Source organism: Umezawaea sp. NPDC059074 (assembly GCF_042738955.1).
Lineage (GTDB): Bacteria > Actinomycetota > Actinomycetes > Mycobacteriales > Pseudonocardiaceae > Umezawaea.
On sequence record NZ_JBHYHC010000006.1, the window covers coordinates 126,289 to 152,865 of the forward strand.

The window sequence follows — 26,577 nt, forward strand, 5'->3', positions numbered from 1 at the left end:
GGATTGTTTCCGATGGGCGTTCGCTCTGAGCGAGCACCTAGGGTGTCCCGATGCGGACCCTCGACCTGGACGGCCAAGGGCTGACCGAGTTCCCCGACCTCCCACCCGACCTGTGGGAGCTGAGCGCGTACGACAACGACCTCACGGCGTTGCCCGACGCGCTCTGGGAGCTGGGCGAGCTCCGGATGCTCAACGTCGCGGCCAACCGCCTCGGCGAGGTGTCGCCGAAGATCAGCGGCCTCACCACGTTGCACACCCTGGACCTGGGGCACAACGCCCTGACCGCCCTGCCCGATTCCCTCGGCGACCTGACCTCGCTCGACCGGTACCTCTACCTCAGCGACAACCGGCTGACGTCCGTGCCGGAGTCGCTCGGCGGGCTGGTGAAGCTGCGGTACCTCAACATCACGGACAACCTGCTGACGTCGTTGCCGGAGACCTTCGGCGGGATGGTCGGGCTGCGCGAGCTGCGGCTCTACGGGAACCGGCTCGCGGAGCTGCCGTCGTCCATCGGGAATCTCACCCGATTGCGTGAACTCCACCTCCGCGACAACGTGCTCACCTCGCTGCCGCCGTCGATCGGCGAGCTGGTCGACCTGCGCGAGCTGAGCCTGCGGGACAACCACCTGGTCCGGCTGCCCGTCGAGATCGGCTCGCTGGCGGCGCTGCGGGTGCTGGACCTGCGCAACAACGCCCTGACGGCGCTGCCGGACGTGATCGGCGGCCTGCCCGCGCTGGAGAAGCTGGACCTGCGGTGGAACAAGTCGCTGTCCATGCCCGTGTGGCTGCTCGACCTGGAACGCCGGGGTTGCGTCGTTCTCACCTGATCGCGCCTGGACAGGTCGTCACGCGGCGCGGAAGGATCAGGAGTTTGATCGACACCGAGCAACGGGAGGGAACGTCGTGGACCAGTGGGTGCCGTCCTCGGTCGACCTGACCCGGCCGAGCGTCGCCAGGATGTACGACTACTTCCTCGGCGGGTCCCACAACTTCGCCGTCGACCGCGAGACGGCGAAGGCCATCGAGAAGATCTACCCCGGCATGGCGGGCGCGGCCCGCGCCAACCGGGACTTCCTGCGGCGCGCCGTGCGCTACCTGGCCGGGGAGGGCATCGACCAGTTCCTCGACCTCGGCTCGGGCATCCCGACGGTCGGCAACGTCCACGAGATCGCCCAGCAGGTCAACCCGGACAGCCGAGTCGCCTACGTGGACGTGGAACCGGTCGCGGTGGCGCACAGCATCGCCCTGCTGGCCAAGGACCCGCTCACCGTCGCCGTCCAAGCAGACCTGCGCGACCCCGACGCGGTCCTCGCCAACCAGGAGATCCGGGCCCTCCTGGACTTCGACCGCCCGATCGCCGTCCTGCTCGCCGCGGCCCTGCACTTCGTCCCGGACAGCGACCACCCGCACGCCGCCGTGGCCCGCTACCGAGACGCCGTCGTCCCCGGCAGCTACCTGGCCATCTCCCACGGCAGCCTCGACGGCGTACCCCAGGACAGCGTCACCAGCGGCGAACGCGTCCAAGCCGTCTACCAGCGCACGGACGCCCAGTTGGTGCTCCGCTCAGCCGCCGAGATCGCCCGCTTCTTCGACGGCTTGGACCTGGTCGACCCCGGCGTCGTCCTCCTCCCCGAATGGCGCCCGGACTCCGACGACGCCTACATCAGCGCGTACGTCGGCGTGGCCCGCAAGCCCTTCGGGTCGTCGGAGGCGATCACCCCGTCATGAGCCCGTTCGCGCGGGCGATCTCGCCGATGTCCGCCGGGGTGCCGGACATGATGGTGCGGACGTGGGTGGTGACCAGGTCGACCGGCCAGTCCCACCACGCGGCTTGCAGCAGCAGGGCCGTCTCGGCTTCGGTGTAGCGGGCCTTCACGGGTTTGGCCGGGTTGCCGCCGACGATCGTGTACGGCGGCACGTCGGACACCACGACCGAGCCGCTGGCGATGATCGCGCCGTCGCCGACGGTCACGCCGGGCATGATCATCGTGCGGTAGCCGAACCACACGTCGTTGCCGACGACGGTGTCGCCCTTGGACGGGTTGGCCAGCATCAGGTCCACTGTGGACTCCGCCCAGTCGCCGCCGAAGATGGTGAACGGGAACGTGGACACGCCGGTCGTCAGGTGGTTGGCGCCCGCCATGATGAACGTGGTCCCGGCGGCGATGGCGCAGTACTTGCCGATGACCAGCTTCTCGGCCCCGTAGGAGTACAGGACGTTGCGGCGCTCGAACGCCGTGGCGTCGTCGGGGTCGTCGTAGTAGGTGTAGTCGCCGACCTCGATGGTCGGCGAGGTGATCAACGGTTTGAGCAGCACGACCCGCGGGTGGTCGGGGAGCGGGTAGAGCTGGTCCGGGCTCGGGGCGATGGGCACGGTCGGTCCTCTCAGGCGGGGAGCAGGGCGCGGAGGCCGCGGACGACGCTGCGGCGGAACGTGGCGAAGTCGTGGCCGCCGGGCGCCTCGTGGTAGTCGACGCGGTATCCCTTGGCGCGCAACACGGTTCGCAGGTGGCGGTTGGCCGCGCGCTGGTCGACGCCGGGCGAGATGGGGCCGGAACCGGTCTCCAGTGAGCCCACGTCGACCCAGAAGCGCAACGGCAGCAGGGGTGCGTCGGCGTACCGGCGGGTCAGCCACTCGGGCTCGGAGTCCTTGCCCCAGCCCGATCCGTCGTACCCCCACCAGTGCGAGCCGGAGCAGGAGAGGACGGCCTCGAACACGTCCGGGCGTTCGAGGGCGGCGTGGGCGGCGGCGAGGCCGCCGAGGCTGTTGCCCGCGACGACGACCCGGTCCGCCACGGCGTGCAGCGACCGCACGAACGGCACGACGCGGTCCGCGAGCAGCGCGGCGAAAGCGTTGTCGCAGGCCAACTCCGCCATCCGCGGGCCCATGCCGCCGAGGTTGTGCACCATCGCCACGAGGGCGGGCGCGATCTCGCGGCCCATCAGGTTGTCCAGCGCGGTCGGGAGGTCGGCGACGAGCGGCCAGCACTCGCCGTCCAGCAGCACCACCAGCGGGTACGTCTCGTCGGGGCGGTAGCCGGGCGGTGTGTAGACGGTGATCGTCCGGTCGTCGAGCCGATGCTCCGTCAGGGTGCCGCGCTCGGCGGGCTCCGCGTCGAACCAGTCGACGGGGTCGGCGTCCGGGAGTTGGAGCACCGAGTCCCAGTGCCGCGGGTCGGCGGTCCGCTCACCCGCGACGACGGCCATCTGCGGGAACAGCCGCCGCGGGTTGACCGGGTCGGCGAACATCCTGGTGCGCGCCTCGAGCATGAGCTTGCCCAGCGCTGCCAGGTCCTCGTGGTCGGCGTCGGGGAACGGGTCGTCGACGAGGTACTGGTAGGTGGTGACCACGTCGGACGCGACCACCGCGTCGAGGTGCCACACGTCCGTGCCCGGCACCTGCCGCATCGGGTGCGACAGCGCGTTGCGGTCGTCGAACACCTGCGCTCGCACCGAGACCTGCTCTTCCGGGCCGATCCAGACGAACGTCACCCGAACGGTGTCGTCGTTGATCCGCTGTACCAGCGGTCCACCGGCGTCGACGAGGTCCGCGCGCAGCCGTTCGGTGGCGGCGACCGGATCCCGTTCGGCCTCGGCGGTGAAACGAGTGAGGCGGTCCGACAGCACTCGGCAACCCTCCCTAATGCAACTCGAGTTGCGTTATTGTGGTCACGCCCGTCCCGACGACGCAACTGGATTCCCATGACGACTCGCCCCGGCGGCCGCTCGGCCCGCGTCCGCGACGCCGTGCTCGCCGCGACCTACGCCGAACTGGCCGACCACGGCTACCCGGCGCTCACCGTGGACGCCGTCGCGACCCGCGCGGGCGTCCACAAGACCACGGTCTACCGGCGCTGGGGCGGCGTCGACGACCTGCTCGCCGACGCGCTCGACCAGACCCGCGAGACGCCGTGGCCGGTGCCGGACACCGGGACCGTCGAGGGCGACCTGGTCGCCGTCACGGTCGAGATCGCCTCGGCGTTCGGTGATGCCGGGGTGCCGACGGCGGTCGTGGCCGCGTCCTTCCAGTCGCCTCGCGCCGCCTTGGCGCTCCAGGCGTTCTACGCCGCTCGGCAGGAGGAGGCGGCGAAGGTCGTCGTCCGCGCGGTCGATCGCGGTGAACTCCCCGGTGGGGTCGATCCGGTCGAGGTGGTTCGGCTGGCGTGCGCGCCGCTGTACTACCGGGTTTTCATCACTCGTGAGCCGGTGGATGCCGTTGTCGCCGAACGGGCCGCTCATGCCGCGATTGCCGCCGCTCGTGCGGGAGTGGTCTGATGATTTCCTATTAAGCTCCGCCGTGGTTATTTGACCGGTGGGATCATTTTGCTCGTAGGTAACTCGATCGGGTGTTGCTCGGTTTATCCTCTTGTTTCACGGGTGGCCCGGATGTGACGATCTATTCGGTCGCGAGATTCTGAGGGGGGTCGTGACCGGTGATTCGTTCTGGCCCCCTCGTGTTCTCAGGGGGTTATTCGTGTTTCGATGGGGAACTGTTCTGCTGACCGCGGTCGCGAGTCTGGTGCTGGTGGGTGCGGGGGTCGCCGCCGCTGACGCGCCACCGGCGACCGCCGGTCTGGAACCGCACGTGGCGAACGCGGTGAAGCTGGAGTTCGACCCGGTCCGAGATCCCGCGGTCGCGGCGGCGTTCGGGCACATAGTCAACGACAACAGCGGCAAGTGCCTCGCGGTACCCGGTGGCAGCACTGCGGCGGGGACCGGGCTCATCCAGTGGACCTGCGGTTCGTTCCGCGACCACCAGTGGGGGCTGGAGGCGTGGAACGTCGACGGGGTCCGGCACTACCGGGTGATCAACCTCAACAGCACCCAGTGCCTCGCCGTGCCCGGAAACAGCGGCGAGGCGGGGATCCAGGTCATCCAGTGGCCGTGCGGCACCTTCCCCGACCATTTCTGGCGCGTGGAGAACTGGGGCGGGACGTCGCGCTTCGTCAATTACGGGACCGGCCAGTGCTTGGCAGTTCCGGGTGCGAGCACCGCGGAAGGGGAAAGGGTGATCCAATGGCCCTGCGGGACATTCCCGGACCATTTCTGGCGCTGACCACGATCGGCCGAACCAGGGCGTGAAGGGTGTTCCCGTGGGTCGATCGGGCCTGGCCGTCATGACCATCGGTTGCGGATGACCTGCCGCAACGCCTCGCTGCGTGACGAGTCGCGAGGCCCGGTCGAACCCACCGATCCCTCGGTTCACCGCCCGTCCTCGGGGTGTGACAGCAGGCTGGTCGATCATGTTCGTGCTGAAACTCCGAGCCGTTGTCGCTGCGCGACACCGCCGGGTAGTCACGGGCCAAGGCGATCCGGTCCGGCTCGTCGACCAGCCGGTCCGCGGTGGTGGACCGTTCGACCAGGTCGCCGGGGCATTCGCGGGTGTGTTCGTCCACGATGGACACGATCGTGAACGGGTGGCCGTCGGTGGTGGCGTCGGACTGGAAGTCCACCGCCCGGACTCGGTTCGGCGCGTCTGTCCTCGCCTGAGGTTCGGTGGTGTCGTGGCAGGCCCGTCGAAACCTCACCCCGTGGCCACGCGGCCGGCGATCCGGTCATCGCGTTCCGGGCTGACGAATACGGTTCCGCGGCGTGGTCAACCGGCGTAGCAGCAGGGCCCGGAGTGCAGTTCGTGGGCGCCGCCCGCGTAGTGCCAGTCCCGGTTCCACGCGGTGGTGTGGAACGGCGGTCCGTCAACGGTTCCGTCCGAGCGGATCACCAGCTCCTCCGGTTCCGAATCCCCGTACTGGACCGTCAACCGCAGTTCCCAGAGGTAGTCATGAGCGGAGGTGAACGCGGTGAAGTCGACCCTGGCAGTCTCACCCCGCTCCGCGACCAGGGGCTCGACGTCGAGCAGGGGGCGACCGGACTGCGCACTGACCAGGCGTCCCTCCGGCTGGTCGAGATCGACGCTGGCGGGGGCCAGGTCCGGTGCCTCTATCCCCGTGTCCAGCAGCAGGGTGCCCGCGAAGGCCGGTCGCCGCTCCAGGACCACAGCCCGCACATCCAGCACTCGCATCTGCTCGCCGTGCTTGTTGGTCACCTGGACGGAGTGCTTCGACATGGACCTGCGGACGCCGTCGACTTCGGCTTCGGCGGACGGCACGCCACCCGCGTCCACCCTCCAGCGGCCCACCTCGAAATTCGGGTACCCGGACCCCTCGCCGCGTTCCGGTTTCATCAGCCGCAGGCGGGTCTCCTCGTCCAACGCGTCCGGAAACACGAAGACCGGTGCGGAAGCGTGACCGTCAAAGGACGAGCTGACGTGCACCGGCGGCAAGGACGCTGTCACCGGTGGCGGCTCCGTGGTCGACGGCAGCGGCGGCAGTGGTGGCTGCGGAGCCGCCATCACTGTGGTGGTCGTGCGGGGCGGTACCGGGGAGTCCGCGGTGGTGGACACCACGAGCACCACGATTCCCACCCATGGCAGAACTCTGAGCCCCCAACCCATGGTTCCTGTCTAGCACGGAGGAGCAGGTGTTCGCCGTGAACTGCACACCTCGGTTGTCGGCCGTCGACCGCGACAGGCTGGGCCGCGGCGCCGGTGGGTCGTCGAACGCGCCGTCGCCTGGCCACTCGACATGCGACGCGGCAACGACTTCCCCTGCTCGTCGCGGCACCGACCTGCTTCCAGGACCACCCGCGTGGGACAACATCAGCGGTGGGCGCGGCCGATCGGGTCGTGCTCACCGCGGCTACCATCCGCGCCGTGGACAAGACACGGCTCGGCTGCCTGGTGGTGCTCGCGTTGGCCGCGGTGCAGACGATCGCGACGCTCGGCGTCGGCTCGCTCGAACTGATCGCCTTGGCCGTGCTCTTCAACGCCGCCGCCGCGTTCTCCGCCTACCTGGTCCTGCGCCGCCCCGCCCGCACGCATTGGCCGCTCGCCATCTGGACGGCGGGGTTCTTCGGCTGGCACGTCACCGGGCTGATCACCATGGCCGGTCTGGTGAGCACCGAGCTCGACGCGGTGTTCTACCTCGGCTCGCAGCGTGAGCTGTCGATCGCCTACCAGGTCCTCTTGGGTACTGCGGCCGGCTTCGCCGTGCATCTCCTGCTTCCCAGGCCGGAGAAGCGGTAAGCGGGTCAGCGGAGCCCCGGCCTCAGGAGCAGCACGCCCGCTTCCGGGTCTTCGCTGGGGCGTAGGAGGGAGAACGTCCACGACCTGTCGTCGATGGTCGCGGTGGTGGTGCGGAACTCCTGGACGGAGCGGCATTCCCACCAGGGGGCCAGTTCCGGGCGTTCGCGGGTGAAGCGGGTGAGCAGGTCGGTGGTGCGCGGGTCGTCGGGGTGGCGGTCGGCGTGCAGGCGGAACTGGCGGAACACGTCCTGTGCCAGTGGTTCCCAGTCCGGCATCCGGTCGTGCAGCGCGGGGTCGGTGAGGAGCAGGACGAGGTTGGTCTCCGGGAGGCGCCACAGGTCCCGGTAGGCCGGGTTGGCGGTGAGGAGGTCGAAGTGGCGGTCCACGGCCGCCGCCGGGCCGGGCCAGGTGTTGACCAGCGGGGCGAGGGTCGCGGTGAGGGGGAGTTGAGGGGCGGGCGTGGGGAGGAGGCCCGCCAGGGTCAGGACGTGGCTGTGGGAGTCGGCGTCCAGGTGGAGGGCGCGGGACACGGCGTCGAGGACCTGGCGTGAGGTGTCGACGCGGCCCTGTTCCAGCCACGTGTACCAGGCCAGGCCGACGCCGGACAGGGCCGCGACCTCTTCCCGGCGCAGGCCGGGGGTGCGGCGGCGGCCGCCGCCCGCCAAGCCGACGTCGGACGGGGTCAGGCGCTCGCGGTGGGCGCGGAGGAACGCGCCCAGTTCCTGTTTCGTCGACACGGTCCGAGCCTATGACCGCCGGTAACCCCATGAACCGGTGTCTCGTCCGGTGGACGTCCGGGTCGCAGGGTGGAGGCATGACCGATCAGCTCTGGCGGCGCGAGCCCGACTCGTCCACCCGCACGACACCCCGTCCGTACGTCCGCGCGTTCGTCCCGCCCGGTGGGCTGGACGACGCCATCGCGTTCTACGAGGAGCTTCAAGGAGTGGAGGTCGATCTGCGCACACCGTATCCGGAGAAGGGGCTGAGCATCGCGACCGTGGGCGCGTTCCTGCTGGTCGAAGGCGTTGAGGAGGTGGTCGAGCCGTTCCGGGCTACGCACGGCACGCTGCTGGTCGCGGACCTCGACGTGTACGAGGAGCGGTTGGTGGCGCGGGGTGCGGAGATCCTGGACGCGCGGATCGACGTGCCGACCGGGGCCGGGCTCACGGCCCGGCACCCGGACGGGACGATCGTGGAGTACGTCCACCACCGGCCCCAGCCGCACGAGGTCTAGCGGTCCAGGAACTCGTCGATCGCGGCGAACGTGCGGTCGCGCACGGGCTCGGCGGACAGGAACAGGTCGTGCATGCCGCCCGCGATGGCGAGCGACGTGACCTGGCCGCCGAGCTTCGGCGCCCAGCGCTCGATGTGCTCGACGTCGAGCACCGTGTCGGTCACCATCGCCCGCTCCGACCAGGCCTTCGCGTGCAGGTGGCTGGCGTCGGAGCGCAGCACGAGCGACGGCACGCGGACGTCGAGGCCCGCGTGCAGCCTGGCGTGGCCGATGCGGATGGCGCGTAGCCAGCCCGCGTACACCGGGAACGCGTCGATCGGCTTCCACTTCAGGTCGAAGTCCCATTCGCCGTGGTGGTCGCGGTGGATGCTCTCGCCGTACACCGGTCCCATGCCGGGCTTGATCACCAGCTTGGGTGACAGGCGGCCCGCGCCGCGCACCACGGCCGTGCCGACGGTCTGCATGATCCGCGGCTCGGCCAGGTCGAACCACGGGCTGTTCAGCACCAGCGCGTCGAGGACCTGGTCGGCGCGTCGCTCGTGCGCCCACAGGCTGGTGATCAGGCCGCCGGTCGAGTGGCCCATGACCACCAGCTTCGCGTGGCCGTCCTCGCGGACGAGCTTCGCGGCGCTGTCGAGCTCCTCGAAGTAGTCGGTGATGTCGGTGATGAAGTTCGGCGTCTCGCCCGGCCTCAGGGAACGGCCGTAGGCGCGCAGGTCGACGCCGTAGAAGTCGAACCCGAGCGCCGCGTAGTGCTCGGCGACGTGGCGCTGGAAGAAGTAGTCGGCCCAGCCGTGCACGTACAGGATCGCGCCCCGGCTCGCCTGCGGCGCGCGGTGCCGCACGAGGGTGGCGGTCGCGGCTCCGCCGTTCACGGGCAGGGCGCGGGTCTCGAAGTCGGCACCAAGGACGTCAGCGGTCATCGGTGCAGTGTGCCCGCTGATTGGTCCGTTTCGGCAGGCCGAGTCTCGAATCGTGTCTAACCTGGGGTGATGACCGAGGAGATCGAACGTTCGACGGCCAGGGTGCGCTTCGCGGGGATCAGTCCGCGGGCGTACGAACATCCGGCCGACCGCGGCGCGCTCGCGCTGCTGCGCGCGGTGCCGGGCATCGGCCCGGTGCTCCAGGCGGTGGCGGGCGCGTTCACCGAACGCGGCGAGCGCCTCGTGTACCTGGCGTCGTCCATCCGCGTGGGCCCGAAGCAGTACCCCAAGCTGGACCGCCTGCGGCTGGAAACGGCCGCGACGCTGGACATCGACCCGGCGCCCGAGGTGTTCGTGCAGCGCAACCCGGTGCCGAACGCGTTGACGCTCGGCATCGACAAGCCGTTCATCGTGCTGACCACGGGCCTGATCGAACTGCTGGACGACGAGGGCCTGCGGTTCGCCATCGGCCACGAGATGGGCCACGTCCTGTCCGGCCACGCGCTCTACCAGACCATCCTGCAACGCCTGATGCAGCTCCAGTTCAGCCTCGGCTGGATGCCCGCGGGCTACTGGGCGATCCGCGCCGTCATCGCCGCGCTGCACGAGTGGTACCGCAAGACCGAGCTGTCCTGCGACCGTGCCGGGCTGCTGTGCGTGCAGGACCCGTCCGCGGCGCTGCGCGTCCACGTGGCGTTGGCCGGTGGGATGGACGGGTCCCAGGTGGACACCGCCGAGTTCCTCAAGCAGGCCAAGGAGTACGAGCAGGTCGAGGACATCCGCGACAGCGTCCTCAAGCTGGTGAAGACCTGGCCGCTGACCCACCCGCTGGCCGTGGTGCGCGCGGCCGAGTTGCAGAAGTGGGCGGCGGGTGAGGAGTACCGCGCCATCCTCACCGGCGAGTACCAGCGCCGCGAGGACGACCGGCCGACCAGCTCGTTCACCGACGACATCAAGTCCGCCGCGAAGTCCTACAAGGACTCGATGAGCACGTCCGAGGACCCGTTGATGAAGGTGTTCAACGAGTTCGGCGAGGTGCTGGGGAACACGGCGGGGAAGGTGTGGAGCAAGTTCGGGAACTCCCCGAACAACTGACGTTGGGCTGAACGGCCTAGTTTTGTCGGACGTATGGCCTAGCCTCCTCGGTGGTACTGGAACCCGTTGAGGAGGTCCCGTGAGGGAGAGCAAGCGACGTATCGCCGTACTCGTCGTGGCGGTGGCGGCACTGGTGGCGGCCGCTCTGCCAGGGGTCGCGTCCGCGTCGGGAGACGAGCGGATCATCGGCGGCGAGCGCGCCTCGATCGTGGACCACCCGTGGGTCGTGTACCTGACGGACGCGAACGGGTTCCAGTTCTGCGGGGGGACGCTCGTCGCGCCCACGAAGGTGCTGACGGCCGCTCACTGTGCGGAAGGGCGGGCGGCCGGGGCGTTTCGGGTGGTGGCCGGGCGGGAGGACAAGAAGGGGTCCGACGGGGTGGTGAGCGGCGTCAGCCGGGTGTGGGTGCATCCGGAGTACGTCGCTGCTGAGCGGGGGTCGGACGTGGCTGTGTTGACGCTGCGGAAGTCGTTGACCTATGCGGCGTTGCCCTTGGCTGGGGTGGGGGATGTGGGGCTGTACCGGGCTGGGGGTGTCGCCGCTGTTTTTGGGTGGGGGCGGGTGAGTGAGCAGGGGGCTGCGTCGCGGTACCTGTTGGGGGCTTCTGTGCCGGTGACGTCGGATCAGGCTTGTAGGGCCGCTTATTCGCAGTACGACTCGGGGATGATGGTTTGTGCTGGGTTTCCTGAGGGTGGCGTGGATACGTGTCAGGGGGATTCTGGGGGGCCGTTGGTTGCTGGGGGGAAGTTGATCGGGGTTACGTCTTGGGGGGAAGGGTGTGCTCGGGCTGGGAAGCCTGGGGTTTATGCGCGGGTGGCTGCGTTTGGGAGTGTGTTGGAGGCGGAGTTGGAGGAAGCGGGTTCTTCACCCGATCCGGCTAACTGAGGGGTGGGGTTGGGGTCCGGGAATGTCGGACCTTGTGGGTAGCGTGTGTATCGGGGGGTGCTCGCGGGTGGGGGACCCTTGTTTGGGGTGTCATCGGGGTTGCGGGTTTGTTTGGGTGGTCCGGTGTTGTGGGGGCTAACCCCCGGTTGCGCCAATTATCCCACCCTCTTTCGCTTTGTCAAGCCTGGAAAGACGGCTTGACAAAGCGAAAGAGGGTGGGGGCGCAAAAACAACCGGGGGCCGGCCGGGGTGGGGGTTAAAAGAACCTGCCGGCACAGTCCGGTTGGTGCGCGGTGCGAGTGCCGGCCGGGGGCCGGAAGAGAGAAAGAGCAGTTCCGATCGGTGCAATTTAGATCCGGGTCGGGTTGGTCACGGGGATGAGTCTGGGCCGGGGGCCCGCTGGCCACGGCTGCCGATGTGGCCAGGTGTCAAGGGCCAGACCTGCGGTGCCTCAGTTGAAGGTTGCCTGCGGCAGACGGGCTGGCAGCGGTTGAGGGTGAAGGGTTGCCTGCGGCAGGCTTGCAGGGGCGGAAGTCGCAGGGTTGCCTCCGGCAGGCCCACCGGGGTTCATGACGAAGTGTTGCCTGCGGCAGGCCTACGGGAGTTGATGGCGCAGGGTTGCCTGCGGCAGCAGGCTTGATGGCCGATTGCCTGCCTGCTGGGGCTGGCTGGTTGGTTCGTGTCCGATTTTATTTGGGGGATTTGCCCCTTAAAATTGGAGATCGGGCAGGGCTTTGGGGCACTGCCTTTTGGCCCGATCAAGGGGCAAATCTAGGGGCCCCAAATCAAATTGGACACAGCGGGCTGGAAATCGAAGCCGCCAACCGGCCAGGCTGGAAGCCGAAGCCGCTGAGTGGGTGAGCCGGGAGCCGAAGTCGCTGGTGAACCCTGCTGGAAAGTGGGTTAGGCGCCAGCGAAGCCGGTTACCAGGGCGCGGGCTACCTCGTTGAGGTGGTCGAGCATCAAGGCTTGGGCTTGTGTGGCGTTGCCTGCTGCTACTGCTGTGAGGATGAGGTTGTGGGCTTTGAGTTCTTCTGCTGACGTGATGTGGCTTTCCACGTTGGGCAGTAGGTAGTGGAGGCGTCTGACCTCGTCCACCAAGTCCTCGAGGATTGTGCGGGTGCGGTGGCTGCCGGTGATGTCTGCCAGGGCCAGGTGGAACTGTCTGGCTGAGCGTAGGGCGCGGTCCAGGTCGGGGCCTGCTTGCTGTTGGTCGTCCACCAAGGTTCGCAGGTGGGTTACCTGGGCTGTGGTGGCGTTGGTGGCTGCCTCGCCTGCCAATGTTGGTTCCAGCATGCGGCGCAGGGCGAAGATGTCTCGTACGTCCCGCAGTTCTACCGGGCGGACGATGTAGCCCTTGCGGGACAGGACTACCACCCAGCCGGTTTGGGCCAGTAGGCGTAGGGCCTCGCGTACTGGGGTTTTCGAGACGCCGAACTCGTTGGCCAAGACCGCCTCGTAGAGGACGTCGCCTGGAGCTCGTTCCACTCTGAGGATTTGGGCCTTCAGCTGTTCGTAGACGGTGTCGGTGAGGGACATGGAGCTAGATATATCACTGATGCACTTCACGGATCTAGTGGGTGTATGTCACTGTGGAGTGGTGTCTCAGCAAGAGAGTCGGCGGCGTGGTGGGGAGTTGTTCGCTGACGGTGGGCCCGATGGGTTGATCGCGCGTGGGTTCATGCGTGGGGGTGGGGTGTCCGCTGAAGGGGTTCGGCGGTGGCCGGTGATCGGGATTGCCAACACGTGGAGTGAGTTGAACCCGTGCAACGGGGGGTTGCGGGAGTTGGCTGCCCACGTGAAGCGCGGTGTTGTTGCCGCTGGTGGGTTTCCGGTGGAGTTTCCGACTATTTCGCTTGCTGAGGCGTTCGTGCGGCCGTCGAGCATGTACCTGCGGAACCTGTTGGCGATGGACACCGAGGAGATGGTGTTGGCCTCGCCGATCGATGGTGTGGTGCTGCTCGGTGGGTGTGACAAGACGTTGCCCGCGCAGTTGATGGGGGCTGCCAGTGCGGGGAAGCCTGCTATCGCGTTGGGAGCTGGGCCACGGCCGGTGTCCACTTGGGATGGTCGGCCGATGACGGTGGAGCAGTTGTGGCCGCTGATCGACGAGCGGCGTGCCGGGCGGCTTGATGATGACGGTTGGGCGCGGTTGGAAAGCTGTTTGAGTTGTGGGGTGGGGACCTGCAACGTGATGGGGACCGCTGTGTCCATGGCTGTTGTCGCCGAAGTGGTGGGGATGGCGTTGCCTGGGACGGCGTTGGTGCCTGCTGGGTCTGAGCGGCGGGTGGTGGCTGCTGAGTTGACTGGGCGGCGGGCTGTTGAGTTGGCGCGGGGTGGGGTGGCGCCGTCGCGGGTGATCACCGGTGCTTCGTTGCGGAACGCGTTTCGGGTGTTGTGTGCGGTGGGTGGGTCTACGAACGTGCTCATCCACCTCCAGGCCATTGCGGGGCGGCTGGGGTTGCACCTGGACGTGGAGGAACTGCGGGCCATCAGTGATTCGACGCCCTTGCTCGCGGATGTGAAGCCGTCTGGGGATGGGCTGTTGGACGAGCTGGATGGGGATGGTGGGGTTCCGGCGTTGATGGGGCGGTTGAGCGAGTTGGCCGATCTCGACACCGCTGCCGGGGATGGGCGGCCGTGGCGTGAGGTGGTGGTCGAAGGGGGGTCTCGGCGGCTGGGGACTGTGGGGGAGCCGGTGGGGGCTGCTGGGGCGTTGGCGTTGTTGTCGGGGTCGCTTGCGCCGGATGGGGCGGTGCTCAAGCGGTCTGCTGCCAGTTCGCATCTTGTGCGGCATCGGGGGCGGGCTGTGATGTTCGACGGGGTGGCTGATCTGAACGCGCGGATCGATGATCCGGAGTTGGTCGTCGACGAGAGCAGTGTGCTGGTGTTGCGCGGGGCTGGGCCTGTTGGTGGGCCGGGGATGCCTGAGGTGGGGCACCTGCCCATTCCGCGGAAGTTGTTGGAGCGCGGGGTGACCGATCTGGTGCGGGTGTCCGACGCGCGGATGAGTGGCACGGCCAGTGGGACCGTCGTGTTGCACGTCGCGCCGGAGGCGGCGGTGGGTGGGCCGTTGGCGTTGGTCCGGGATGGGGACTGGATCGAGCTGGACGTGGAGGAGTCGCGCATCGATCTGCTGGTGGACCCGGTGGAACTGGCGGGGCGGGTGCCGTGGCCTGGGCCGGTCACGGTGGCGCGGGGGTTTGAGCGGCTGTACCGGGAGCACGTCATGCAGGCCGATCAGGGGTGCGACTTCGACTTCCTGGTGGTGGAGCGTGGGTGAGCCTCGGGTCGTGGTGGTCGGTGGTGGGCCTGTTGGGCTCAGTGCGGCTGTGGCGTTGGGGCGGGCGGGGATTCCGTGCACGGTGTTCGAGCGTGAGGTGGAGGTCGACGACCACCCGCGTGCCCGTGGGGTGCGGACGCGGACGATGGAGGTGTTCGCGCGGTGGGGGCTTGAGGACGCGGTGCGGCGGGAGGCGTTGCCGCGTCGGGCGAACCAGTTCATCTACTGCGACTCGGTGGCCGGTGCGGAGGTCGCGCGGAGTGTCGAGGACCTGCGTGAGGAACTGAGTCCGACGTCGGTGTGCCGGGTCGGGCAGGACGTGGTGCGGCGGGTGCTCGCGGCGGAGGTGGCCGATCTCCGGGAAGGGGTCGAGATCACCGGGGTCGAGGATCTGGGCGATCACGTGGTGGTGCGGACGTCCGGTGGTGATGTTGTCGCCGACTACGTGATCGCCGCTGATGGCGTTGGTAGCGGGGTGCGGCGTGGGCTGGGGGTGGAGTTCGACGGGGAACTGCTCGGGTACGGGCAGAGCGTGTACTGGCGGGGCGACATCGGTGAGTGGGCTCGGGGGCGGTTGTGCATCCAGTTCCTGACCGGTGATCGGGCCGGGGAGTCCGCGAGTGTGGCGTCGGTCGACGGGCGTGAGCGGTGGGTCACGATGGTGACGCGGATGGGCGTGTCTGCCCGGCCTGAGCCGCCTACGGAGGCTGAGGCGCGCGAGATCGTGCGGCGGGCCGTCGGGGCGGATTTTGAGCCGGAGGTCGTGCGGATCGCCACCTGGCGGATCAGTGCGCAGGTCGCGCGGACGTGGCGGGTCGGGCGGGTGTTCCTTGTTGGCGATGCCGCGCATTCCTTTCCGCCCACCGGTGGGTTCGGGATGAACTCCGGGGTGCAGGACGTGCACAACCTGGCCTGGAAGCTGGCGCACGTGCTGCGCGGGCGGGCGTCTCCCGCGTTGCTGGACACCTACGAGGCCGAGCGGAAGGCCGTCGCGGTGAGCAACGCGGAGTGGAGCGTGCGCAACGGGGTGCGGATGGGCGAGATCAGGCGCGCGATCGTGGCGGACGACCGAGAGGGGCTGGACGTGGTGATCCGCGAGCAGAGCGAGCACATCGACGCGGTCGACCAGGACCTCGGGTTCGGCTACGCGCCCGCCCACGGGGCCGATCCGCTGCGGGAAGCCGTGGTGGGGCACCGGTTCCCGCACACGCCGGTGCGCGTCGGCGACGTGCTCGTGTCGGCCGTGCTGCTGCCCGAGGAGTTCACCGTCCTCACCGCGGACCTGGTGCTGGACCCGAAGGTGCTCGGCGGCGCGGACGCGGTCGTGGTGCGGCCGGACGGGATCGTGGCGTGGGCGGGCGACCGCCGGGACGCCGACCGGGCCGTCGCGGAGGTGTTGCGGGGATGAGGGCCTACAGCGCGAACCTGTCCCTGCTGTTCGGTGACCTGCCGCTGCTCGACCGGCCCGCCGCGGCGGCCGCCGCCGGGTTCGAGCACGTGGAGAGCTGGTGGCCGTTCGACGGTCCGACGCCGCCGGACGACGGGTTCGCGCGGGCGTTGGTGGCGGCGGGCGTGCGGCTGGTGTCGTTGAACCTGGACGCGGGCGGCTCCAATGGACTCCTCGTCGACCCTGCGGCGGGGGCGCGGTTCCGCGAGAACCTCAACGCCGTCGGGGAACTGCTGGAGCTGACCGGCTGCCGGATCGTGAACGCCTTGTACGGCAACGGAAAACGGTCGGCCCTCGCGGACGAACGGCTGGCGCTGGTGGTGGAGTCCCTCGACGCGACCGTGGTGCTGGAGACGCTGAACGTCCACGACACCCCCGCCTACGCGCTCACCGACGTCCACGAGACCGCGCGTGTGGTCGAGGACGTCGGAAAGCGGTGCGGCACCGGCGATCTCGGCCTGCTGGTCGACGTCTACCACCTGGCGATGATGGGCGAGGACCCCGCGGCCGTCCTGCGCCGCTACGCCCCGCTGGTCCGCCACGTCCAGTTCGCCGACGTCCCCGGCCGGGGCGGTCCCGGCACCGGGACGCTGGACTTCGCCCTGCTGGAACGCACCCTCGACGAGATCGGCTACCAGGGGTTCATCGGCCTCGAGCACCGGAAGGGAGTGCCCTCGTGAAGATCGTCAGCTACGGCCCCGAGCGGGCGGAACGGCCGGGGGTGTTCGTCCCCGGACAGGGGATCGCGCCGCTCGACCCGCTGTTCCGGTCGCTCGGCCTGACCTCGTTGGACACCAACACCGTGCTGTCGCTGCTGGACGTGCTCCAGCCGATGGTCGAGAAGGCCCTCACCGGGCCGGTGCGGTGGGTCGACGAGTCGACCACCCGGATCGGGCCGCCGGTGCCACGCCCGGAGAAGATCATCGTCGCGGGCGGCAACTACCAGTCCCACGTGGACGAGGCCATGCGCCGCAAGGACGCGCCCTCGCCGTCGGAGCCGATCATCATCTTCAAGCCGTCCAACACGGTCATCGGCCCGCACGACGCCCTCGTCCGGCCCGCGCAGTCCGAGCAGCTCGACTACGAGACCGAGATCGGCGTCGTGATCGGCCGGGGCGGCAGGCACATCCCGTTGGACCGGGCCTACGACCACGTGGCCGGCTACCTCATCGCGAACGACGTGACGGCCCGCGACCTGGCGTTCAAGGACGTGCACATCCACCCGATGTACGCGCAGATGACCAGGGCCAAGGGCATCCCGACCGGCGCCCCGCTCGGCCCGTGGCTGGTCACCAAGGACGAGGTGCCCGACCCGCACCGGCTGCGGTTGCGCTGCTGGGTCAACGGCGAACTCCGCCAGGACGGCACCAGCGAGGAGATGATCGTCGACATCCCGCACCTCGTCGAGGACATCAGCAAGGTGATCGAGCTGTCGCCCGGCGACGTGATCATGACCGGCACCACGACCGGGTGCGGCGCCTTCCAGGACCCGCCGGTCTTCCTCCGCCACGGCGACGTGGTGCGGATGGAGATCGAGGGCCTCGGCGTCATGGAAACCCCGATCGTCGACGAGATCTGACCCCAGGAAAGGGAAATCCCGTGCACATCGACCGCCGCACCCCCGACAACACCGCCATCCTGCTGATCGACTACGTCACCGGCTTCGCGAACCTGTTCGGCTCGCAGACGATCCCGGAGAACGTCAACGGCGCGGTCGCGCTGGCCAAGACCGCGCTCGGCTACCGCGTCCCGCTGGTCGTCTCGCTCGGCCCGGAGAACGACCCGCGCGGTGGCCTGTACCCCGAGCTGCTCGACGTCCTCGGGGACGTCCCGCTGGTGCACCGCGGCGGCTCGTTCGACGCCTTCGACTTCCCCGGTTTCGAGGCCGCCGTCGCCGCGACCGGGATGAAGCACCTGGTCATCGCGGGGCTGATGACCGAGGGCTGCATCCTGCACACGACGATGGGCGCGCTGCGCCGCGATTACGAGGTGTCGGTCGTGGTCGACGCGACGGCGGGCGAGAACCGGGTCATCCACGACGCGGCGATGCTGCGGATGACCCAGCTCGGCGTCACGCCCGTCTCCTGGCTGTCGTTCGCCTCCGAACTCCAGCGCAGCTACGAGAACGTCGAGACCGTCGGCGTCTACCAGGACCTCCAGACGCACTCGCCCGCGTTCGCGATGGTGCAGGCGACCATGCGGGCCGCGCTGCCCACGTTCGCGCGCTAGAGCACCAGTCCGACGGACATCGTCAGGAACACCGCCGCGCACACCGCGTCCAGCGCGGTGGTCACGCCGGGTCGCCGCAGCCTGCCCGCGACCCGGCTCGCGGCCACCACGATCAGCAGCTCCCACAGCGCCGCGAGACCGAGGAACACCACGGCCAGCATCGCGAGCTGCGCGGTCGGCTGGCCGGCGCCGATGAACTGCGGCAGGAACGCCAGCGAGAACAGCAGCATCTTCGGGTTGGTGATGTTGGTCAGGAACCCGCGGCGGAACGGCCGGTCGGCCACGACCTCCACCGGCTCGTCGGAGCCGGTCGTGCGGCGCAGCAGGCTCCGCGCGATCGACAGCGCCAGCCACAGCAGGTAGGCCGCGCCGATCCAGCGCAGCGCCACGAGCACGGCGGGGTACCGGGCCAGCACGACGCCGAGCCCGGAGATGACCAGGCCGACCTGCACGAAGCTCGCCGAGTGGATGCCCGCCAGCGCCCACAGGCCCGCGCGGGTGCCCGAGCGCATCGAGGTGCGCAGCAGCAGGAAGGCGTCGACGCCCGGCGTGAGCACCACGACCACGCAGGCGATCAGGAAGGCCGGTAGTTGACCGAAGTCGAGGAACACGCGTAGACCTCCCAGATTTCCGGACAGATCGTTGTGATCTGTGCAATAGGCCGTTAAATTTCCGGCAACATGGGACTCTAACAGGAGGATCTCCGGTATTAGTCCCGGCGGGGGCGACTTTCTCGTGCCCGCTACGGTGGGTAGTAGTTCGTCCACCTGCCGTAGAGGAGTGCTCCGTGCGGACCACCGTGTCGCTGTTCGCCGCCGTCGCCGCCGTGGTCGCGTCCGCCACCCCGGCGAACGCGATCGTCGGCGGCGTCGAGGCGCCCGAGACCCCGTGGGCGGTCGCGCTGACCGACGCGAACGGCCAGTTCTTCTGCGGCGGCGCGCTGATCGCCCCGGACCGCGTGGTCACGGCCGCGCACTGCGTGACCGACCGCCTCGCCATCACCGCGCGCGACCGCGCCCCGGACACGATCCGCGTCGTCGCCGGCCACGCCGACCGCCGCCGGGGCACGCCCGCGAAGGTGGCGAAGGTGTGGCGGAACCCCGATTTCCGCGAGGTCTCCGGTGGCGACGACGTGGCGGTGCTCACGTTGAGCGAGCCGCAGCCGTTCCCGACGGTCCCGCTGGTCGACGCGGGCGACACCGCGAGCTACGCGCCGGGCACCGAGGCGACCGTCCTCGGCTGGGGTCGCACCTCCGAGCGCGCGGACCCGTCGCCGGTGCTGCGCCAGGTGCGCGTGCCGATCGTGTCCGACGCCGAATGCGCCCGCGCGGTCCCGAGTTACCGCTCCGACGCGATGGTGTGCGCGGGCTACCCGCAGGGCGGGAAGGACGCGTGCGAGGGCGACTCGGGCGGGCCGATGGTCGTGCGCGGCAAGCTCGTCGGCGTCGTGTCCTACGGCAAGGGGTGCGCGCGTCCCGGCGAGCCCGGCGTGTACACCCGGCTGGCGACCTACCGGTCACATCTCTGAACCGTTCCGCTGTGATATCCAGGCCCGGTGCGAACATCACAGTTTCCGGCAACGCTGCGCAGGCAGTGGGCGGCCGACCTGACCTCGGCCCAGCTGTACGAGATCCTGCGGCTGCGCAGCGAGGTCTTCGTGATCGAGCAGTCCTCGATCTACCGGGACATGGACGGCCGCGACCTCGAACCGGGCACCCGGCACTTCTGGCTGGAGGTCGACAGCGCGCCCGAGCCGCTGGCCTACCTCCGGCTGATGGAGGAGCCCGACCGCACGTTCCGGATCGGCCGGGTCGTCACCGGGCGCGCCGCGCGCGGCCGGGGGTACAGCCGCAGACTGGTCGAGGCCGCGCTCAGCGAGGTCGGCACGGTGGACTGCGTGCTGGACGCGCAGACCTACATCGCCGACTTCTACGGCTCGTTCGGCTTCGTGCCCGAGGGCGACGAGTTCATCGAGGACGGGATACCGCACCTGCGGATGCGCCGGTCTCGCTGATCACCCGCACCGCGCGGTCGACGTCGGCGTCGGACAGGTCGGCCCGCGCGGTCAGCCGGAGGCGGGACACGCCGTCCGGCACCGACGGCGGCCGGAAGCAGCCGACGACGACCCCGCTGGTGCGGCACGCCTCGGCCCAGGAGAACGCGGCCTCGGCCGACGGGGCCTGGACGGACACGACGGCGGCCGAGGGCGTGCTGGCCCGCAGGCCCGCCGCGCGCAGCCGTTCGGCCAGCTCCTGGGCCACGGCGACGACGCGCGCGGGCCGGTCCGGCTCCTCGCGCAGCACCTTCAGCGCGGTCAACGCCGCCGCGGCGCTGCCCGGCGCGAGGCCGGTGTCGAAGATGAAGCTGCGGGCCGTCTCCACGAGGTGCCGGATGACCCGGCTCGGTCCGAGGATCGCGCCGCCCTGCGCGCCCAGCGACTTCGACAGGGTGATCGTGGTGACGACGTCCGGCGACTTCGCCAGGCCCGCCGCGTGCACCGCGCCACGCCCGCCGTCGCCGAGCACGCCGAGGCCGTGCGCGTCGTCCACGACCAGCGCCGAGTCGTGCTCCCGGCACGCCGCGGCCAGCTCGCCCAGCGGCGCGAGGTCGCCGTCCACCGAGAACACCGAGTCCGTCACGACCAGCGCGCGGCGCTTGCCCCTGGTCGCCAGGGCGTGCGTGACCTGGGGGACGTCGCAGTGGCCCGCCACGACGACGTCCGCCTTCGACAGGCGGCAGCCGTCGATCAGCGACGCGTGGATGTACTGGTCGGCCACGATCGCCGTGCCCGGCCCGGACAACGCCGTGAGCGCGCCGAGGTTCGCCGCGTAGCCGGAGGAGAACACCAGCGCCGCCTGCGCGCCGCAGAAGTTGGCGAGCTCGTACTCCAGCTCCATGTGCAGCTCGGTGCTGCCCGTGACCAGGCGCGACCCGGTCGAGCCCGCGCCCCAGCGCATCGCCGCGGCGGCGGCCGACCCGGTCACGCGCTTGTCCCGCGCCAGCCCGAGGTAGTCGTTGCCCGCGAGGTCGAGGTCCGTCGAGGACGCCGGTCGCGGCCGCAGCCGCCGGGTCAGTCCGGCCTTGGCGCGGGCCTCCGCGCGGGTGTCGATCCAGTCGAACACCGAGTCACCTGTGCTCACGCTCACGGCGGCAGTCTCCCACCGGCCCGATACGGTCCTGGCGTGCGGACCACCCAGCTCGACCTCTTCGGGGCCGACTTCACCGCCGATCCGCACCCCGACCTGCGGCGGCTGCGGTCCGACAGCCCCGTCCACCACGACCCGGCGACCGGGTTGTGGCTGGTCAGCCGGTACGCCGACGTGCGGGCCGTGCTCGCGGACCCGGAGGCGTTCCACCCGGACAACGCGCTGACGGCCGTGACCCCGATCCCGCGCCCGGTGCTGCGGGTGCTGGCGCGCGCCGGGTTCTCGCTGCCGCCGACGCTGGCCAACAACGGCACCGACACCCACACCGACCTGCGCCGCCTGGTCGCCGGGTTCCTCACGCCCGCGCGGGTGGCGGGGTTCGAGGCGCGGATCGCCTCGCTGTGCGAGGAACGGCTGGCCTCGCCGACCGACCTGCACGCCGACCTGGCGCGGGACCTGCCGTGCGTGGTGCTGATGGAGGTGCTCGGGATCACCGACGTGGACGTGCCCGCGCTCAAGGCGTGGAGCACGGCGTCGCTGGAGTTGTTCTGGGGCAACCCTTCCGTCGAACGCCAGCACGAGCTGGCCGTCCAGGCGGGCGAGTTCCACCAGTGGTTGACCCGGCGGATCCGGGCGGCATCGCCGGACGGCGACGACCTGTTCAGCGCGTTGCGACAGCACGGCACGCCGGTCCGCGAGGCCGCCGGGCTCTGCTACTTCCTGCTGATCGCGGGCCAGGAGACGACGACGCAGCTCCTCAGCACCCTGCTGGACCGGGTGCTGCGACACCCGGACCTGTGGGCGCGGCTGGCCGCCGACGAGCCCGGCCTGGCCGCCGCGTGCGTCGAGGAGGTGCTGCGCCGCGAACCCCCGGTGACGACGTGGCGGCGGGTGACCAGCCGTCCCGTGACGCTGGCCGGCGTCGACCTGCCTGCGGGCGCGCCCCTGCTGCTGATGCTCGCGGGCACGGGCTCGGACCCCGAGGTGTTCGCCGAACCGGAGTCGTTCTGCCCCGGCCGGTCCGGCGCCCGCAGGCACCTGGCGTTCGGCTTCGGCAGGCACTACTGCCTCGGCGCGGGCCTGGCGCGGTTGGAGGGCGAGGTCGTGCTGCGCACGGTCGCCCGCCGGTTCCCCGACCTCCGGCTCGCCGCGATCGAGCCGCCGCCGATGCTCGGCCTGCTGTCGTTCCGCGCGCCGCTCAGCGTCCCGTCTAGCGCACCGCGGCCTTCGTCACGAGGTCGACGACAGCGGACTCGAACTCCTCGGGCTGCTCGAGGTGGCCGAAGTGGCCGCTGTCGGTGAGCGCGAGCGCCTGGGCGTGCGGGATGCCCGCGGTCAGCAGTTCCGCCCAGCGCGGGCCGCAGATGACGTCGTGCGCGCCCACCACCACGAGCGTCGGCACGGTGATCTCCGGCAGTTCCTCCCGCACGTCGAACGGTCGCGGTTCGACGCCGAGGTCCGGGGCGCGGTACGCCCGCAGCCCATCGCGCAGCGGGCGGAACTCCGCCTCCCGGCCGTAGAAGTCAGCGAAGTAGGAGGGCAGCAGGTCCTTGACCAGCTGGGTCTTGCCGTCGTCGTCCAGGTCGGAGCCGATGCGCGCGAACGCCGCGGCGACCTCGGGTGCCTGGTGGCGCTCGGCGAACCTGGTGACGTTGGCGACGGCGTCGGCCCAGAACTCCTCGCCGGTGACCGGCGACGTGTCGTACAGGACGATGCCCGACACCCGGTCGGCGTGCTCGAGGACGTGCCGCAGCACGACGAAACCGCCGTGGGAATGGCCCAGCAGAGCCACCTTCGGCACGCCGAGGTGCTCCACGACGGCGTGCAGGAACCGCGTGTAGGTGTCGAGGTGGTAGCCGGACGGGTCGGCCAGCCTGCCGGAGTCGCCGGTGCCGATGGGCTCCAGGTAGACCATCGTGAGGTGCTGTTCGAGCGCGGTCGACCTCAGGTACTGCCAGGCGATGCCGGGGCCGCCGGAGTGCGCGACGCACACGGGACCCGAGCCCGCCACGTGGTAGCGCTGGGCGATGCCCTCGACGGTGATCGTGTGCGTGCCGGGGGTGAGCGGGGTCGTGACTTCTTCGAATCGGTTCACGTGAGCACGATGCGGGGGAGGCCGAGAAGTTCGGTGCGAGGGCTGTGACGCCGCTCACGCCGGGTGGAACAGGCGCAGCCGGTGGTAGCGGCCGCCGCGGTGGGACATCATCCAGATCACGCCGGGCGGGCAGTGGTCCGGGTCGTCGGGCGGGTTGACCAGGTCCATCTCCCACAGCGTGAGGTCGCGGCTGACGAGCGCCGCCCCGAACCGCTGCCGGACGCCCGCCTCGAGGTCGCAGTTCATCCCGTCGATCATCGTCCCGACGCCGCCGCGCACAGCGCCCGCGAGCAGTTCCGCGTCCGGCGTCCACCGGTCCGCGACCACCTCGGCGAACGCCCCGCGCTCGGCGGCGGCCAGCGTGTCGAGCGCCTCCGCCTTGCTCCGCTCGGTCTTCTCGGCGATGTCGTCGTGCGTGAGGTCGGCGGTGGTGAGCAGGGCGTCGGCGAGGGACGTCCTGGCCGCGTTCAGCCTGCTCCGCACCGTCCCGACCGGCACCTCGCACGCAGCCGCGATCTGCTCGTACGAGGTCACGCCGCTGAAGTGCCGCAGCAGCACGGCCAGCCGCAGCGGTTCGGACAGCTCGCCGATCGCGTGCCACACCCAGTCCCGCAGCGCGCCCTCCTCGACGACCTGGTCCGGCGTCGGACCGAGCGCGGGCAGCGTCTCGGGGACCGCGACGGCCTGGGGAGCGCGCAGCCGCATCCGGCCCGCGTTGCGGGTGACCATCCGCAGCCACGGGCCCACGGCGGCGGGATCGCGCAGGTCGCCGATCCGGCTCACCGCCGTGAGCGACGCGTCCTGCACGGCGTCGTCGGCGTCCGGCCCGTAGCCCAGGACGCCCAGCGCGACCGCGCGCATCCCGGCCCGGTGCCGGGCCAGCAGCGTCCCCAACGCCGTCACCTCGCCGCTCTGGGCGGCGCGGACCAGTTCCGCGTCCGAGAGGACACCCGGCTCATCGCTCACGGGGCCGATTGTCCACCCCGCGCGGATGTGATCAGACTCGCCGAGGGGTTGGTAGGCGCGGAGCGGGATGCGACGATGCGAAAGCTGTAGGGGTGCGCGAGGAAGCCGGTGGGAATCCGGCACGGTCCCGCCACTGTGACCGGGTAGGAGAGATCCGGGAGTCAGGAACTCGACCCCCGAGTCACTTCTCCCGGACACGGGCGTGGACACCCGAGGAAGGACCTCCCCGCATGACCTCGCGCTTCCCCTTTTCCGCGGTCGTCGGTCACGACGACCTGCGACTGGCCCTGCTGTTGAACGCCGTGCACCCCGGTATCGGCGGTGTGCTGGTCAGGGGTGAGAAGGGCACCGCCAAGTCGACGGTCGTGCGAGCCCTCGCCGCCTTGCTGCCGGAACTGGCCGTCGTGCCGGGCTGCCGGTTCGGCTGCGACCCGCTGGTCGACACCGAGTGCCCGGACGGCCCGCACCTCGGCGACGCCGCCGAACGCCGTCCCGCCAAGCTGGTCGAGCTGCCCGTCGGCGCGACCGAGGACCGCCTGGTCGGCTCGCTGGACCTGGAGCGCGCCCTGACCGAGGGCGTCCGCGCCTACCAGCCGGGCCTGCTGGCGGCCGCGCACCGCGGCGTCCTCTACGTCGACGAGGTCAACCTGCTGCACGACCACCTCGTGGACCTGCTGCTGGACGCGGCCGCGATGGGCCGCGCGCACGTGGAGCGCGAGGGCGTGTCGATCTCGCACGCGGCGTCGTTCCTGCTGGTCGGGACGATGAACCCGGAGGAGGGTGAACTCCGCCCGCAGTTGCTGGACCGCTTCGGCCTCACGGTCGCCGTGCGCGCCTCGCGCGACGTGGCCACCCGGACCGAGGTCATCCGCCGCAGGCTGGCTTACGAGGCCGACCCCGAGGGCTTCGCCGCCCGCTGGGAGGCCGCGGACGCCGAGCTGGCCGACCGGATCGTGACCGCTCGCGCGGCGCTGCCGACCGTGGCGCTGCCGGACTCCGAGCTGCGCCGGATCGCGGGCGTGTGCGCGGCGTTCGAGGTGGACGGGATGCGCGCCGACCTGGTCGTGGCCCGCACGGCCGTGGCGCACGCGGCGTGGCGCGGCGCGGACGTCGTGGAGGAGGCCGACGTCGAGGCCGCCGTCCGGCTCGCGCTGCCGCACCGCAAGCGCCGCGACCCGTTCGACGAGCCGGGTCTGGAGGAGGAGCAGCTCGCCGATGCCATGCAGCAGGCGGCCGAGCACGCCGACAACGAGCCCGAGCCGGACGGGCCTCCCGACGGTCCCGACGACGGCGGTCAGCCCGCGCCCGAGGGCTCCGAGCAGCCGCAACAGCAGCCGCAGCAGGGTGGGTCGGGGTCGTCGGACAAGCCCCCGGCCGCGCCCGCTCCGGCGTTCCGCGCCCGGCTGCTCCAGGTGCCCGGTGTCGGCGAGGGCGCGCCCGGCAGGCGGTCACGGGCCCGCGCCCGCACCGGCCAGGTCGTCCGTTCGTCCACTGTGGACGGTGCTGGGCTGCACCTGGTCGGCACGCTGGCCGCCGCCGCGCCGCACCAGAACTCCCGCGGCCGCACCGGTCCCGGCCTGCTGCTCAAGGCCGGTGACGTGCGGCTGTCGGTCCGCGAGGGCAAGGAGGGCAACCTCGTCCTCTTCGTCGTGGACGCCTCCGGCTCGATGGCCGCCCGGCAGCGGATGTCCGCCGTCAGCGGCGCGGTGATCTCCCTGCTCCGCGACGCCTACCAGCGCCGCGACAAGGTCGGCGTGGTCACGTTCCGCGGCTCGTCCGCCGAGGTCGCGCTGCCGCCCACCACGTCGGTCGACGCGGCCGCGGCCCGGCTGCGCCGGATGCGCACCGGCGGCCGGACCCCGTTGGCGGACGGCCTGCTCAAGGCCCGCAGGCTCCTGGAGATCGAACGGCTCCGCGACCCCCGCCGTCGTCCGCTGCTGGTGCTGCTCACCGACGGCCGCGCCACCTCGACCGGCGCGGGCGGGGACCCGATGCGGGACGCGCTGCGCGCCGCGGGCCTGCTGGCCGCCGACGGCACCGCGTCCGTCGTCGTCGACTGCGAGCACGGCCCGATCCGGCTCGGCCTGGCCGCCAAGGTCGCCGTCGCGCTCGACGGGGCCTGCCTGCGCCTGGAAGAACTGTCCGCCGACCAGGTCGCGGGCGTCGTCCGCGCGGCCCGCGCCGCCTAGGAG

27 protein-coding genes and 1 riboswitch are annotated in these 26,577 nt (G+C 70.6%); of the genes, 17 read left to right on the forward strand and 10 right to left on the reverse strand.

Features of this window, described 5'->3' with window-relative positions; translation table 11 throughout:
- Positions 1-50: 50 nt before the first annotated feature.
- Positions 51-827, forward strand: coding sequence for a leucine-rich repeat domain-containing protein (locus tag ACFWW9_RS04990; RefSeq protein ID WP_390371505.1), 777 nt, complete (start codon positions 51-53; stop codon positions 825-827).
- A gap of 76 nt (positions 828-903) precedes the next feature.
- The gene (locus ACFWW9_RS04995; RefSeq protein ID WP_390371508.1) at positions 904-1,728 is read left to right on the forward strand and encodes an SAM-dependent methyltransferase; all 825 of its coding nucleotides are present in this window, start codon (positions 904-906) and stop codon (positions 1,726-1,728) included.
- On the opposite strand, the gene ACFWW9_RS05000 is transcribed toward ACFWW9_RS04995, so the two are convergent.
- Positions 1,715-2,368, reverse strand: coding sequence for a CatB-related O-acetyltransferase (locus ACFWW9_RS05000; protein ID WP_390371616.1), 654 nt, complete (start codon positions 2,366-2,368; stop codon positions 1,715-1,717). The two genes, ACFWW9_RS04995 and ACFWW9_RS05000, sit on opposite strands and share 14 nt — an antisense overlap.
- Before the next feature lie 17 nt (positions 2,369-2,385).
- Positions 2,386-3,627, reverse strand: coding sequence for an alpha/beta hydrolase (locus ACFWW9_RS05005; RefSeq protein ID WP_390371511.1), 1,242 nt, complete (start codon positions 3,625-3,627; stop codon positions 2,386-2,388).
- A 75-nt stretch (positions 3,628-3,702) separates the two neighbouring features.
- Between ACFWW9_RS05005 and ACFWW9_RS05010 the strand changes: the two genes are divergently transcribed.
- Together ACFWW9_RS05010 and ACFWW9_RS05015 are read left to right on the forward strand one after the other, a co-directional pair.
- The gene (locus ACFWW9_RS05010) at positions 3,703-4,275 is read left to right on the forward strand and encodes a TetR/AcrR family transcriptional regulator (RefSeq protein WP_390371513.1); all 573 of its coding nucleotides are present in this window, start codon (positions 3,703-3,705) and stop codon (positions 4,273-4,275) included.
- 151 nt (positions 4,276-4,426) lie between these two features.
- Positions 4,427-5,056, forward strand: coding sequence for an RICIN domain-containing protein (locus tag ACFWW9_RS05015; RefSeq protein WP_390371515.1), 630 nt, complete (start codon positions 4,427-4,429; stop codon positions 5,054-5,056).
- Between the two features lie 540 nt (positions 5,057-5,596).
- Here the strand turns inward: ACFWW9_RS05015 and ACFWW9_RS05020 are convergent.
- The gene (locus tag ACFWW9_RS05020; protein ID WP_390371517.1) at positions 5,597-6,421 is read right to left on the reverse strand and encodes a hypothetical protein; all 825 of its coding nucleotides are present in this window, start codon (positions 6,419-6,421) and stop codon (positions 5,597-5,599) included.
- Between the two features lie 288 nt (positions 6,422-6,709).
- Between ACFWW9_RS05020 and ACFWW9_RS05025 the strand changes: the two genes are divergently transcribed.
- Positions 6,710-7,081, forward strand: coding sequence for a hypothetical protein (locus tag ACFWW9_RS05025; RefSeq protein WP_390371519.1), 372 nt, complete (start codon positions 6,710-6,712; stop codon positions 7,079-7,081).
- Between the two features lie 5 nt (positions 7,082-7,086).
- Here ACFWW9_RS05025 and ACFWW9_RS05030 read toward each other — a convergent pair whose 3' ends face one another.
- Positions 7,087-7,818 (reverse strand): helix-turn-helix domain-containing protein, encoded by a 732-nt coding sequence (locus ACFWW9_RS05030; protein ID WP_390371522.1) that lies wholly within the window; start codon positions 7,816-7,818, stop codon positions 7,087-7,089.
- Positions 7,819-7,895: 77 nt separating this feature from the next.
- Here ACFWW9_RS05030 and ACFWW9_RS05035 point away from each other — a divergent pair, with 77 nt between their 5' ends.
- Positions 7,896-8,315, forward strand: coding sequence for a VOC family protein (locus ACFWW9_RS05035; protein ID WP_390371524.1), 420 nt, complete (start codon positions 7,896-7,898; stop codon positions 8,313-8,315).
- On the opposite strand, the gene ACFWW9_RS05040 is transcribed toward ACFWW9_RS05035, so the two are convergent.
- Entirely contained in the window at positions 8,312-9,238 is a 927-nt protein-coding gene (locus tag ACFWW9_RS05040) for an alpha/beta hydrolase (RefSeq protein ID WP_390371527.1), read from the reverse strand. The two genes, ACFWW9_RS05035 and ACFWW9_RS05040, sit on opposite strands and share 4 nt — an antisense overlap.
- A 69-nt stretch (positions 9,239-9,307) precedes the next feature.
- Between ACFWW9_RS05040 and ACFWW9_RS05045 the strand changes: the two genes are divergently transcribed.
- Positions 9,308-10,333: a M48 family metallopeptidase gene (locus ACFWW9_RS05045; RefSeq protein WP_390371530.1), complete on the forward strand. Its 1,026-nt coding sequence runs from the start codon at positions 9,308-9,310 to the stop codon at positions 10,331-10,333.
- A gap of 79 nt (positions 10,334-10,412) precedes the next feature.
- Positions 10,413-11,219: a S1 family peptidase gene (locus ACFWW9_RS05050; protein ID WP_390371532.1), complete on the forward strand. Its 807-nt coding sequence runs from the start codon at positions 10,413-10,415 to the stop codon at positions 11,217-11,219.
- Positions 11,220-12,122: 903 nt separating this feature from the next.
- On the opposite strand, the gene ACFWW9_RS05055 is transcribed toward ACFWW9_RS05050, so the two are convergent.
- Positions 12,123-12,758 carry a GntR family transcriptional regulator gene (locus ACFWW9_RS05055; protein WP_390371535.1) on the reverse strand — a complete coding sequence of 212 codons (636 nt, stop codon included), beginning with the start codon at positions 12,756-12,758 and terminating at the stop codon, positions 12,123-12,125.
- A 19-nt stretch (positions 12,759-12,777) separates the two neighbouring features.
- On the opposite strand from ACFWW9_RS05055, the gene ACFWW9_RS05060 reads away from it, so the two are divergent.
- From ACFWW9_RS05060 to ACFWW9_RS05080, 5 genes are read left to right on the forward strand one after another with little or no spacing between them, the layout of a single operon-like run.
- Entirely contained in the window at positions 12,778-14,502 is a 1,725-nt protein-coding gene (locus ACFWW9_RS05060) for a dihydroxy-acid dehydratase (protein ID WP_390371618.1), read from the forward strand.
- A gap of 13 nt (positions 14,503-14,515) precedes the next feature.
- Complete coding sequence (locus ACFWW9_RS05065; protein ID WP_390371621.1) at positions 14,516-15,910, forward strand: FAD-dependent monooxygenase; 1,395 nt, start codon at positions 14,516-14,518, stop codon at positions 15,908-15,910.
- Positions 15,907-16,629, forward strand: a complete 723-nt coding sequence (locus ACFWW9_RS05070) for a TIM barrel protein (RefSeq protein WP_390371538.1) — start codon at positions 15,907-15,909, stop codon at positions 16,627-16,629. The genes ACFWW9_RS05065 and ACFWW9_RS05070 overlap by 4 nt, the downstream gene beginning before the upstream one ends.
- Positions 16,626-17,528 carry a fumarylacetoacetate hydrolase family protein gene (locus ACFWW9_RS05075; RefSeq protein ID WP_390371541.1) on the forward strand — a complete coding sequence of 301 codons (903 nt, stop codon included), beginning with the start codon at positions 16,626-16,628 and terminating at the stop codon, positions 17,526-17,528. The genes ACFWW9_RS05070 and ACFWW9_RS05075 overlap by 4 nt, the downstream gene beginning before the upstream one ends.
- Before the next feature lie 20 nt (positions 17,529-17,548).
- On the forward strand, positions 17,549-18,178 hold the full coding sequence (locus ACFWW9_RS05080; RefSeq protein WP_390371544.1) for an isochorismatase family protein: 630 nt from the start codon (positions 17,549-17,551) through the stop codon (positions 18,176-18,178).
- On the opposite strand, the gene ACFWW9_RS05085 is transcribed toward ACFWW9_RS05080, so the two are convergent.
- Complete coding sequence (locus ACFWW9_RS05085; protein ID WP_390371546.1) at positions 18,175-18,789, reverse strand: LysE family translocator; 615 nt, start codon at positions 18,787-18,789, stop codon at positions 18,175-18,177. The two genes, ACFWW9_RS05080 and ACFWW9_RS05085, sit on opposite strands and share 4 nt — an antisense overlap.
- A 176-nt stretch (positions 18,790-18,965) precedes the next feature.
- On the opposite strand from ACFWW9_RS05085, the gene ACFWW9_RS05090 reads away from it, so the two are divergent.
- Entirely contained in the window at positions 18,966-19,706 is a 741-nt protein-coding gene (locus ACFWW9_RS05090) for a S1 family serine peptidase (RefSeq protein ID WP_390371549.1), read from the forward strand.
- A gap of 27 nt (positions 19,707-19,733) precedes the next feature.
- Positions 19,734-20,192, forward strand: coding sequence for a GNAT family N-acetyltransferase (locus ACFWW9_RS05095; protein WP_390371552.1), 459 nt, complete (start codon positions 19,734-19,736; stop codon positions 20,190-20,192).
- On the opposite strand, the gene ACFWW9_RS05100 is transcribed toward ACFWW9_RS05095, so the two are convergent.
- On the reverse strand, positions 20,146-21,324 hold the full coding sequence (locus ACFWW9_RS05100; RefSeq protein ID WP_390371554.1) for an 8-amino-7-oxononanoate synthase: 1,179 nt from the start codon (positions 21,322-21,324) through the stop codon (positions 20,146-20,148). The two genes, ACFWW9_RS05095 and ACFWW9_RS05100, sit on opposite strands and share 47 nt — an antisense overlap.
- Positions 21,325-21,360: 36 nt before the next feature.
- On the opposite strand from ACFWW9_RS05100, the gene ACFWW9_RS05105 reads away from it, so the two are divergent.
- Complete coding sequence (locus ACFWW9_RS05105; protein ID WP_390371557.1) at positions 21,361-22,626, forward strand: cytochrome P450; 1,266 nt, start codon at positions 21,361-21,363, stop codon at positions 22,624-22,626.
- On the opposite strand, the gene ACFWW9_RS05110 is transcribed toward ACFWW9_RS05105, so the two are convergent.
- Positions 22,535-23,419: an alpha/beta fold hydrolase gene (locus ACFWW9_RS05110; protein ID WP_390371560.1), complete on the reverse strand. Its 885-nt coding sequence runs from the start codon at positions 23,417-23,419 to the stop codon at positions 22,535-22,537. The genes ACFWW9_RS05105 and ACFWW9_RS05110 overlap by 92 nt on opposite strands.
- Before the next feature lie 54 nt (positions 23,420-23,473).
- Positions 23,474-24,385: an RNA polymerase sigma factor gene (locus tag ACFWW9_RS05115; protein WP_390371563.1), complete on the reverse strand. Its 912-nt coding sequence runs from the start codon at positions 24,383-24,385 to the stop codon at positions 23,474-23,476.
- A gap of 48 nt (positions 24,386-24,433) precedes the next feature.
- Positions 24,434-24,577: riboswitch (cobalamin riboswitch) on the forward strand.
- A gap of 38 nt (positions 24,578-24,615) precedes the next feature.
- Here ACFWW9_RS05115 and ACFWW9_RS05120 point away from each other — a divergent pair.
- Positions 24,616-26,574, forward strand: a complete 1,959-nt coding sequence (locus tag ACFWW9_RS05120) for a putative cobaltochelatase (protein WP_390371565.1) — start codon at positions 24,616-24,618, stop codon at positions 26,572-26,574.
- The last annotated feature ends 3 nt before the right edge of the window (positions 26,575-26,577 follow it).